8 protein-coding genes are annotated in these 11,100 nt (G+C 58.2%); 4 read left to right on the plus strand and 4 right to left on the minus strand.

Annotated features, from left to right (window positions below):
* Positions 1-148 precede the first annotated feature (148 nt).
* The 3 genes from K328_RS0100615 (at position 149) to K328_RS0100625 (ending at position 3,346) form a co-directional block, all read left to right on the plus strand.
* On the plus strand, positions 149-1,405 hold the full coding sequence (locus tag K328_RS0100615) for a PQQ-dependent sugar dehydrogenase (RefSeq protein ID WP_028464320.1): 1,257 nt from the start codon (positions 149-151) through the stop codon (positions 1,403-1,405).
* Positions 1,402-1,983: a c-type cytochrome gene (locus K328_RS0100620; protein WP_028464321.1), complete on the plus strand. Its 582-nt coding sequence runs from the start codon at positions 1,402-1,404 to the stop codon at positions 1,981-1,983. Before K328_RS0100615 ends, K328_RS0100620 begins: the two co-directional genes overlap by 4 nt.
* A gap of 82 nt (positions 1,984-2,065) precedes the next feature.
* Complete coding sequence (locus K328_RS0100625) at positions 2,066-3,346, plus strand: aspartate aminotransferase family protein (protein ID WP_028464322.1); 1,281 nt, start codon at positions 2,066-2,068, stop codon at positions 3,344-3,346.
* Between the two features lie 33 nt (positions 3,347-3,379).
* Here K328_RS0100625 and K328_RS25460 read toward each other — a convergent pair whose 3' ends face one another.
* The 4 genes from K328_RS25460 to K328_RS0100650 all read right to left on the minus strand — a co-directional run bounded on the left by K328_RS25460 (position 3,380) and on the right by K328_RS0100650 (position 9,618).
* Positions 3,380-4,858: a HAMP domain-containing histidine kinase gene (locus tag K328_RS25460; RefSeq protein WP_051284228.1), complete on the minus strand. Its 1,479-nt coding sequence runs from the start codon at positions 4,856-4,858 to the stop codon at positions 3,380-3,382.
* Entirely contained in the window at positions 4,858-5,406 is a 549-nt protein-coding gene (locus tag K328_RS25465) for a YfiR family protein (protein ID WP_028464323.1), read from the minus strand. The genes K328_RS25460 and K328_RS25465 overlap by 1 nt, the downstream gene beginning before the upstream one ends.
* Positions 5,407-5,459: 53 nt before the next feature.
* Entirely contained in the window at positions 5,460-7,490 is a 2,031-nt protein-coding gene (locus K328_RS0100640) for a TonB-dependent receptor plug domain-containing protein (protein WP_028464324.1), read from the minus strand.
* A gap of 571 nt (positions 7,491-8,061) precedes the next feature.
* The gene (locus K328_RS0100650) at positions 8,062-9,618 is read right to left on the minus strand and encodes a ShlB/FhaC/HecB family hemolysin secretion/activation protein (protein WP_028464325.1); all 1,557 of its coding nucleotides are present in this window, start codon (positions 9,616-9,618) and stop codon (positions 8,062-8,064) included.
* Positions 9,619-10,054: 436 nt separating this feature from the next.
* On the opposite strand from K328_RS0100650, the gene K328_RS0100655 reads away from it, so the two are divergent.
* On the plus strand, positions 10,055-11,100 hold a 1,046-nt coding region (locus K328_RS0100655; protein WP_169721153.1), incomplete at its 3' end, for a FecR family protein.

Below are 11,100 nucleotides of genomic sequence, written 5' to 3' on the forward strand. Positions count from 1 at the left end.
CACTGATCGAAATTATGAATTTTCCTGTGCGCTGCCAGATGGCAATGACGGATCTTTTTAGCGGATTTTAAAAACCGGAATCGGGTTGACCTACCACGTGGCGACGCAAATCATGGTTGCATAAGCGTGCCAACAGGGAGGAAATCTGATGAAACAGATAATCGTATTGGCCGTGGCTGCGTCGCTCTTTGCAGGTGGCGCCTTCGCGCAGTCCGGACAGGTTCCAGACAATCTTGAAAAACTGTCGGGCTTCAAGACCACCGGCGTCACCGAGTTCACCTTTATCGAGCAAGGTGGCGATTATGCTGCCGGCATCGAGAGGACGCTGGAACGCATCAAACTGCCGGATGGCTTCAAGATCGAGCTTTATGCCGTTGTTCCCGACGCACGGCACATGGCTGTCGGCCCGCAGGGCATCGTCACTTTCGTCGGCACCCGCAAGGACAAGGTCTGGTCGGTCACGGACCGGAACAAGGATCGCGTTGCCGACGAGGTGAAGGATTTCGCGCCATCGCTGACATTCAGCATTCCGAACGGACCCTGTTTCTCCAAGGACGGCTTTCTCTATATCGCCGAGCAGAACAGGGTTCTGCTGTTCCCGGCCGCCGAGTTCTTTTACGAAAGCCCGGACGTTGCGGCCTTCAATCTTGTCGCCAAGGGCGATCTGATCCCGCCGGACGAGGAAAGCTTCAATCACACGGCGCGGGTCTGCCGGATCGGCCCGGACGGCAAGATCTATATCTCGCTCGGCCAGCCCTTCAATGTGGCACCGAAGGACAAGCTGGATCTGTACAACAAGTGGGGCATCGGCGGGATGATCCGCCTGAACCTCGATGGTACAGGCCGGGAAGTCTACACCTACGGCATTCGCAATTCGGTCGGTCACGATTTCCATCCGGCTACGGGGGAGCTCTGGTTCACCGACAACCAGGTCGACGGCATGGGCGACGATATCCCGCCGGGCGAGCTGAACCGGCAGACGGCAGCGGGCCAGAATTTCGGCCATCCGTGGTATGGCGGCGGCGACACCCGCACCAACGAGTACAAGTCAGAAGAGCCGCCGGCCGACACGGTCATGCCGGTTGTCGCGACGGTCGCGCATGCGGCGGATCTCGGGATGCATTTCTATACGGGCCGGATGTTCCCGGAGAAATACAGGAACGCCATCTTCTCGGCCCAGCACGGCTCCTGGAACCGGACCACTCCTGTCGGCGCCCGGGTCATGGTCACTTTCATCGACGATCAGGGCAGTGCCGCGATGGAGCCGTTCGCCGAAGGTTGGCTGGATGAAGCGACGGGCGAATATCTCGGCCGCCCGGTCGATGTGGCGCAGCTTCCGGACGGATCGCTTCTGGTTTCTGATGATCTGGCCGGTGCTCTCTACCGGATCAGCTACGCCAAATGAGGCGTGCAATCCTGGTTGGTCTCGGCGGGCTGATGCTTGCCGGGACCGCTCCGGCTTTTTCAGGAGATCCCGCGGCCGGCCGCAAGGTCGCGAATATGTGCCGGACCTGTCATGGGCTCGATGGGTTTGCGAAAATCCCTATCGCCCCGCATATCGGGGGCGAGCCGAGCAGCTATCTCCAGCGGCAATTGCGCGCCTTCAAATCCGGCGCCCGTCGTCATGAGATGATGTCGGTTGTCGCGTCTGGGCTGAGCGAACAGCAGATCGACGATGTCTCGGCCTGGTATGCCGCCCATAAGGCGACAGCGTCTCTGCCTGCCGGGACCGATCCGGCCAATGCGCCGAAAGCCTGCACGGCCTGCCACGGCGTCGACGGCATTGCGCTTTTCGAAGATGCCCCCAACCTCGCCGGGGAGACCAACATCTATATCGACACCCAGCTGAAAGCCTTCAAACGGGGCAAGCGGACGCACGAGATCATGAACGGTATCGCCGCGGCGATGTCGGACGAGGAGATCCGGGCGGCGGCCGATTGGTATGCGTCGGTGGAGTTCAAGATCAACGCCGTCCCGAAATGAAGGCCGCGCGTCCGGTGCGCGTTGCATCGCCCTGCGCGCTTGTGTCTGAATGGTGTCAGACGCATGCCGTGGGAGCGACAAAATGAGCAGCAATCCGACCCTTCAGGACTGGCGGGACCGTGCGGGCAAGGTGCTTCCCGCAGCCGGCTTCGGGAATTTCGATCCCGGCGTGGTGATCGCCCGCGGCGAGGGCGCGCGGGTCTGGGACGAGGACGGCACTGAATATGTCGACTACCTGATCGGCTCCGGCCCGATGCTGGTCGGCCATGGCCATCCCGAGGTGCTGCAGGCGGTGCAGGAGCAGATCAAGGCGGGCTTCACCTTTTTTGCCAACAACGCGCAGGGTATCCAGCTGGCCGAGGAAATCGCCGGCGCCATGGCCTGTGCCGGTCAGGTTCGCTTCGTCTCTACCGGCAGCGAGGCGGACATGTACGCCATGCGGCTCGCCCGGGCTCATACCGGCCGCGAGAAGATCCTGAAATTCGAAGGCGGCTATCACGGCATGTCCGGGGACTCGCTGATGTCACTCGCGCCGGAAAAGCGTGTGAATTTCCCGCTCGCCGTGCCGGATTCCGCCGGTATTCCGGAAGTCGTGCGCGACGGCATGCTGGTTGCGCCCTTCAATGATTTCGACTTTGTCCGTGGCATTCTGGAGGAGCGTGGCCACGAGATCGCGGCGGTGATTGTGGAGCCGTTGCAGCGACTGATTCCGCCGGAGCCGGGTTTCCACGAGATGCTCCGGGAGGAAACCGCCAAGCGCGGCATCGTGCTGATCTTTGACGAGGTGGTGACCGGCTTCCGTCTTGCCTATGGCGGCGGTCAGGAAAAGTACGGTGTAACCCCGGACATTTGCACCCTCGGCAAAGTGATCGGTGGCGGCTTCCCACTGGCGGCCATCGCCGGGTCAGAGGAGATCATGGCCCATTTCGACAAGGCGAAGGTCGGCGCCGAGGGCTTCACTTTCCAGATCGGCACGCTCAGCGGCAATCCGGTGGCCAGCGTTGCCGGGCTGAAGACTCTGGAAATCCTGAAGCGACCGGGCGCCTACGAGAAAATCCATGCCAACGGCACGCGGATCATGACGGCACTCGGCCGCGAGCTCGGCGCTGCCGGTGTCGCGCATCAGGTGGTGGGCGAGCCGGTGATGTTCGATGTGGTATTCACCGACAAACCGGTGAAGAATTACCGCGACGGGGCGGACGGTAATCCGCAGCAGGCGGACATCTTTAACGCGGTGCTGCGCCAGCACGGCATCCTGAAGCCGCCCAGCAAGTTCTACATCTCGCTCGCCCTGACCGAGGCGGATCTGGTGCAGACGGAAGAGGCTATCGCCGCCGCGGCAAAGGCTGTGGCGCCTGCTTAAGCGGAAGGCCTCAGGCTCGGGAAAAGTCAGGCGCTAGGAAATATTCGGACGATGCTGTTCGGCCGTTTGGCCGGTACCGTCAGCCTTGTCGATTACGCGGGATGCCGGGATCACTATGGATGCGGTGGTGCCTTCTCCAAACACGCTGGAGAGTGTCAGGGAGCCGCCATGCAGGGCCATGATTGCGGCGCTGATCGACAGGCCCAACCCGGAGCCGCCATGTTCCCGGGACAGGCTTGACGAGGCCTGCTCGAAAGGCTGAAGAACGCGTTGCAGGTCCGCTTGGGGAATTCCCGGACCGGTATCCGAGACGTCGATCAGATAATCTCCGGTCTCATTAAATTTCGCCGTGAGAGTAATGCGGCCTGCTGGAGGGGTGAATTTGACGGCATTGCCGAGGATGTTCAGGAGCACCTGCCTGAGTCCGCGATTGTCGATGAAAAGATACGGTCCGTGCGCCTCGAAATCGGTTTCCACCTGCAGATTTTTCGCCTGTGCCTGAGGGCCTATCATGGTGACGCTTGCACGGGTCATCTTACCCATGTCGATTTCTTCCTCGAACAGGCTGTAAACCTTACTGTCCAGCCGCGCCATATCCAGAATGTCGTTAATCAATGCGAGTAGAAAGCCGGCGCTGTCGTGGATGTCGCGGGCATAGTCGGAATAGGTCATTGGCTTGTCACCGAATGAGCGCTCCCGGATGATCTCGGAAAACCCCATAATGGCATTGAGTGGGGTGCGTAACTCGTGGCTCATGGTGGCCAGAAAGTGTGACTTGGACTGGTTCGCTTTCTCCGCACGGTCACGGGCTTCGGCGAGATCCTTATGATTGCTCTGGATGGTGTCGATCATATGATTGAAACCATCGATGAGCGCACCAGTCTCGTCATCCGTCATCCGTGCCGCGCGCTGCTGGTAATCCTTCGATTCCGAGACCGTTTGCATCGTCTGCGCAAGATGCTCGATCGGGCGTGAGATCGCTTTGCCGAGAAGAGATGCCAGGACCCAGGACATTAGTGCGGCAATGACCAGGATGGCGAGGCTCAGCATCAGGATATCTGTTACCGCCGCGTCCAAAGAGGCGAGAGACGCCGATATCTTCAATACCCCGAGCGCAATGCCGTCCTGCACAATGGGAACGGTCAGGAGCAGGCTCCCGTCAACCGTCGCATATCCGTTAACGGGCCAGGCCTTTACATCAACCGGGGACCCGTAGCTGGCCTGGATCCGGTTTTGACTGTCGACGACGCTTGCGCTGGTAACCAAGGCACGGGAGGAAAGCGCTGACAGTGTTTCCGTTGCCGCTTCCCGATCCTGGAACATCAGGGATGCCTGCAGGTTTGAGGCGAGGATCGCTCCGATGGCGCCCAGTTCCTGAGTGAGGGCAGCGCGGCGTGATTGGTAGGCGTGCAGGGCCAGAACTGTTGTGACCAGAAGGACCGCGATTATGCTAATCGCGGTCGAAAGGTGGACCAACCTGTTGCGGATAGTGGTTTTCCCGAGCCGCTTCATCAGTTCCGATCCCGGTCGATGATTTCCGCGAGGCGCAGTACTTGTGAGCTCAGTTTCACGCCGCTGCGTTCAAGGCTGTCCAGATTGACGCGAAAACGGAATTTTCCCTCGGAGAGAAATAGCTCGATATGTCCGCCGGAGGCTGCGAAGCCGGGCGAATCCGAAACCAGCAGGACCTGGTTTTGGTTCGCCAGGTCGAATAACTCCTGTTGAGGCGCCAGAGTGCTGCTGACAAATGCAAGATCGCATCCGGCAAGTTCCTCGGAGGAATGTAGGGCGGTAACTTCATGGACGAGAAGGGGCCGCTTGCGAATATGCAGGTTGTCCCAGTCATGAAAAACCCAGCTGGAAATCTTGCCCCGCTCTACACAGAAGTCTATGGGATCTGTTGTGGAGGGTGTTCCGTCCCAGGTTGCGAACTGGGCGAAATTATAGAGGAAACCCGCGATAATGACGCTTCTCTGCGTCTCATTGGCGCGTGCCGAGGCGCCGATTGGCAGAATATTCCAGACCACGTTGAGCGCAAGGAACAGTGCAGCTGTGAGCAATATGCTGCTAACCGCACCACGTGGGAGCGTTATCGTGGGAAGTCTAACCAATGTCAGAACTTCATTGTCATGGTGAGGAGTACGCTACGGTCGACTTCGCTTGCTGTCGGCAACGGTGTATCGGCTCTCTCGTTCCCGTATTCCAGATATCCACTATCCAGAAGATTGCGGCCGGTGAGTGCGACTTCGATGGAATCGTTTGGGGACCAGGACAGTCGGGCATCCATGTTCAGATATGCATCGGCCCCGGCGTTTTCGAGATTGTCGACAAAGCGGAAGACAGTGTCGAAGCGCCAATTTTCGTCAATGTCGTAGAAGGACTGAAGGGTGAGCTGATGTTCCGGCGCGTTGCCCTCGGCTCCCGCCGGCGCCTTGATATCCTCATGAAGCCAGGCATAGCCCGCGCGCAGACGCCAGTTGTCACGCGCCTGCCAAAGCCCGGAAAACTCGAACCCGTAGGTCGTGGCCTCTGCCTTGTTGTTGATGCTTATCGGCAGCTCGATGAACGGCGTGCCGTAATTCGTATTGATGCTGCTGACGCCGACATCTGAATCCAGAAGCAAGTCTGTATAGCTGTTGATAAAGCCTGCGACGTCGAGTGAGACGGTTTCCGATATCTGACCGTGATAACCCGCCTCATAGGCGGTTACTCTCTCCGCATCCAGGCTTTTGTCGCCTTCTATCGACGGGACTAGCGGCAGCGGGGAAGGATTGGTCAGGGTGCCGGGCGGGACAACAATGTTTCGCACGGTGCCGGTGTTTTCGACTGTACTTGGCGTGCGAGCCGCGGTCGAGACTGCGGTCCAGACCGCATGCCTTGACGTGACGTTCCAGAGTGCCCTGGCAGAGGGCTGGATCTCGGTTCCGGACACGGAGTGGTGTTCGAGCTTGCTGCCGAGCGTCAGCTCAACCTGGTCATCGAAAAACCTGCGAGATGCCTGTGCGAAGACGTTGTAAACAAAAATGTTTTCGCTTTCGGGGGCGGCGTCGAGACTGAAGTCGCCTGTCTGGATGTCGCTGAAGATCGCGCGATACCCCGCCCCCCATGTCAGGTTTGTTTTAGCCCCCAGCTTGATCCCGTGCTGGGCCTGAAGATCGGCTGTGGTGCGGTATTCCTCGGCTATCGGAGTGTCGATATCCATGTAGCGGTGATCGACGAAGCCCTGCAGGGAGACATCGGAGGCCTCATTCACCTGATGGTTCCATCGTCCCATGACAAAGGCTCCGTAACGGTCGATGTCGCCGTTGCGGAGTGTTGAGTAGGGGAACGACAGGGAAGGCTGCGTATGCCGGTCACCGGCCATCACCCTGCTGTATCCGGACTCAATCAGGATTTCGTCATCAACCGTCGGCGTCCAGTCGACGCGCAGGTTTGCCTGGCCGTTCTCCCATTGATCGTTTGCGCCGGATCCGTCGGGCAGCTTCGTCTCGTTATACCCATCGAATTGAGCGGAGAGGCGATAGGTCGCTTCGTCACCGATCGAGGCTCCCTGGCGAAGCGAAAGGCCGCCGGCTTTCTCGGTCCCGACAGAGAACTCCGCCTGCTGTCCCTGCGTCTCGGAGGAGTGCCGGGTAATGATATTTATGACCCCGTTGACGGCATTCGCTCCCCAAAGCGTTCCGCCGGGGCCACGCACCACCTCAATCCGGTCGATCTCTTCTATCGGAACGCTGTGCCTGTCCCAGAACACGCCGGAAAACAGGGGGGAATAGATGCTGCGTCCATCGATCATGACCAACAGCTTGTTGGCGAAGCGGCTGTTGAAGCCCCTGATGCTCACGGCCCAGGAATTGGCGTTGATCTGCGCGACATTCACGCCGGGCACGAGGCGCAGTGCGTCCGGGATTGTGCTGGCGCCGGAGCGCCGTATTTCTTCGCGGGTCAGGACGTAAACCGCAGCGGCGGCATTTTGAACCCGTTCAGGTTGTTTGGAGACCGTTGTGACCTCGATATTCATGAGATATTCGAGCGACATGCGGGTTAACGGATTTGCATCGTCCGCGTGTGCCGCCGTGACGAGTGTCATGCAGGCAACAAGTGCTATTGCTGGAAGCCGGCGTGTGCAGCTCATCCACAAGGTCATAAGGCCCCCCTCCGCGGTTTTGAGTTGCAATTGGAATAGTATGGGAGTGCTTAGGGAGACGTTAACGGAGCGTGGAAATCAGCAATTCCGGGGACTTGCCGAAATCTGGTGATTTCTAGTCATTATTCTATGAATGCGAGAATACAGTTTCGCACGGTATTCGCCATCGTCCTATCAGTTTAGGGTTATGTCGTGAGTTGATTGACGTCGTTCATTCACAGTTGGGACGACTGGCTATTGACCGGTGTCGAGCAGTCTAAAGTCTTGAGAAGCCTTGCTTTGGCAAGCGGCAAGCATGATCCTGCAGATCCGGAATGGAGAATCGAATGTTACTTGGTGGAGAAGTTAGGCGCTGGCAGCGGCTCGGCAGATGGATTGCATTGCTCTGGCGGAAGGTCGCTTGGCCACTGCACGCAACCACTCAGAAGCAGAGCCAGAAGCAAGCTCAGAAATAGAAAAGGAGCGCCAAAGCGCTCCTTTTTTTAAGAATATCACCTTATGCCGCGTCGCTCTCGCCATCGCAGCGGCGGCGAAAGTTGTGGTTGAGGAATAGCCGGCGGCGGTTATTGCGTTAGAAGTTCTTGCTCAGTTCAACGAACACGCGCTGGAAGTTCCCGTCATCATCATCGACAGGACGTGTCAGGGAGCGGGCGTATTCGAGTTGCAGGCGGATACTGTCCGTCAGATTTAGGCGCAGTCCCATTCCGGCGGAGGAAAGGCTTTCCCGGGGCTGCTCGAACTCGCCTTTGTTCCAGACCATGCCGAAATCATAGAATCCGAAAATCTGGAACCAGGTGAAATAGTCGTCCTGCAAACCGTCGCCGTATTGCAGCTCAATACTGCCGCCGACGCCGTGATCTCCTGTCAGTTCGCTGAAATCATAGGCTCGGCCGATCGAGGATCCGCCCAGGCTGAATTCCTCTGAGGAGAGCAGCTCATCGTCGGCGACCTGCCCTGCGGCGTGGAGCCGGATGCCGATTTCTTTGGTGATCTCCTGCTGGCGTGTGAGCGACGCGCGCAGCTTCAGAAATTCTGCGTCAGCCCCGAGGCGGGAACGAAGGTTTCCTTCCCCGGACGCGCCGAGTATTGGCAAACCGCCGGATATTTCACCGAAGAGTTGATTTTGGCCGCCGAAATCATCCTCTGCATACATGTACAAATTGCTCCGCAGAACCCGGAGCTGGTCCTTGAAGTTGCTGCCGTCATTGTCTTCTTCGGAGACGCTCCGGACATCGGCCGAGAGATTGACCCAGAGGCTGGTATCTGTGGACCGGAGGATCGGATGTGCTGCCTTCAGGACCAAGCGTCGGCTGTTGCCTTCGATCCCGTCGATTGCATCGATTCCGCCGGCATCGCTTTCGCTCGCCGAGAGGGCTGCGCCGACGGTGGTTCCGCTAGAGCCGACGAAACGACTGATTTCCAATTCTCCGTAGCGCAATTCCTGTGGCTGATCGGGGATGGTGAAAAGACCGACCCGCAGCTGGGTGTCCGGGTCAAGAAGCCGGTTGCTTGAAATGGATGCCCAGAGCTGGTGCTTGCCGGATGAGTCTGTGCCCCGGTTGTCGTAGGAGATCACCCCGCTTTCCGGTTTAGCCGTCAGGGTAAGCTGAAGGGCGTATCGACCGTCGCGCGCATCTATCTCCGCCATCTCCGCATTCTCGACGACCCGGCCGAAGGAATCTCCGATCAGGAGCAAAACCCGCTCGAGATCTTTCCGTTTGATGGGTCTGAACTCGTCAATTGCAGAGGCGAGCCGGCGGACATATCCGTCCCTCTCTCCGTCGCCCTCGAAATCGACACGTTCGACATAGCCTTCCGCTACCCGGATCACGGCGATACCCGAGGACAGATCCTGGGGGGGGAGGTAGGCCTGGGTAAGGAAGTATCCCCGGTCACGGTAGTGTTTCGTGATCTGCGCTACAGCTGCCTGGAGGTCGGTGGTGGTTACGAGCCGGGCGAGAATGTCTTCATAATAAAGGGCCAGGTCCGCGCGCGAGAAAACGGTGTTACCTTCGAGTGTGACGGCCGCGAGCAGGAAAGTCTGTTCTTGCTGCTCTGATAGCTCATGACCTTCGGGCGATAACGGGGTCTCGGGCTCAGGTGAGGTGCGCCCGGCCGCCCGGGGCACCCGTTCTTCGATCTGCGCATCGGGAGACGAATGCGGCTGTGGGTTCTGTTGAGCGCATGCAGGGGTGCGTGCCCCATGCAAAATCAGTAACAGCAAAAAAAATGTGTATAAGTAAATTTTTCGTCTGACCATCGAGGTATTAAGGTTATAAGTGGTTTTTATTCAGTTAATTATTAATTATTTTCAGTTAGAAGTCGAGCGTAGATAAGTAAAAAAGTGGTTAACTGTGATTAATACTTTGTCGCCAGATAATATTGTTGAATTTGTTTGGTGTAGAGCGTAGATAAGAGCGTGTAAGTTATTGATAAATAGTGATTATTTCAAATTTATGGAAAATTTTCCATAAAGTGAGAGGCACAACAGCCTTGCGACGGGGATCTGCCAGCATGGCGAAGGCTCCAACGGCAAAAACGCCGGGTTAAGGATGAAGACCGAAATGAATAGAACGATCAAAGTAGCTACCGACGTAATCTTGGGTCTGGCCCTGATCGTGTTTTTCATGGGCACTGCTCCCGCGCAGGCGCAGCAAGATGGAAACTGGACCATTCTGGAAATCTCGGGTGATGTCGAGATCGACCGGGGTGGCAATGGTATCGCTCCAGTATCTGTCGATAGCCGTCTTGACGAGGGAAGTGTCATCCGGACCCGGGATCGGGGCCGGCTGGTTCTAATCCGCGGTGATGAGTCGATCATCGTCGGCCCGAATACGGAAATCAGTATTCCCGAGCAGGACAAGAGCTGGGGGACGCGAATTCTGCAATCGCTCGGAACGGCGCTTTTTAAAGTTCAGAAGAAATCGTCCCCGCACTTCGAGGTAGTCACGCCTTATATGGCGGCAGTCGTCAAAGGGACGTCCTTCACGGTTAATGTCCGGGAAGGGAAAGGTCTCGTCCATGTTCTTGAAGGGGCGGTTCAGGTCACTGACGTGGCCAGTGGCGCTGCAGTCATGGTGCGTCCCGGGCAGACAGCCCGGACATCTTCCGGAAGCGGCCTGCAACTGGATGGCGCGCCGGTGGACAACGGGACAGAGACGACCCAGACGGACAGTGCGGTAACCGTTGAAGACGGCACACCGGATGTTGCCCCGAGCGAAACGCTTGATGCGGGAACGGAAGGCGGCACATCTGCAGCCACCGTGGAGGTCGCTTCTGGGGCGGTGCTTTCGGCGCCGGTCGGATTGGTTAAAATCGATATCAGCAGCGCTACCAACGGTTTGGTTCGCAGCGCCGAGGCCTCGGGAGGCCGGGGGGCGGCCAAGTCGTCCTCGAACGGCAACGCAAATGGTAATGGACGCGGAAACGGTGCGGTATCGGCTCGTTCGGCCGTGGAGTCCGCGCGTGTTTCCGATCGATCCGCGACAGCGCGATCCGGAAATCGGGCTGCGATCCGAACGGCTCTCGCGTCGGCAAACGGCAATTCCGGTAACAACGGGAACGGCAATTCCGGTAACAACGGGAATGGCAATTCCGGTAACAACGGGAA

The sequence above is a fragment of the Nisaea denitrificans DSM 18348 genome (assembly GCF_000426505.1).
In the GTDB taxonomy this organism is placed as follows: Bacteria; Pseudomonadota; Alphaproteobacteria; order Thalassobaculales; family Thalassobaculaceae; genus Nisaea; species Nisaea denitrificans.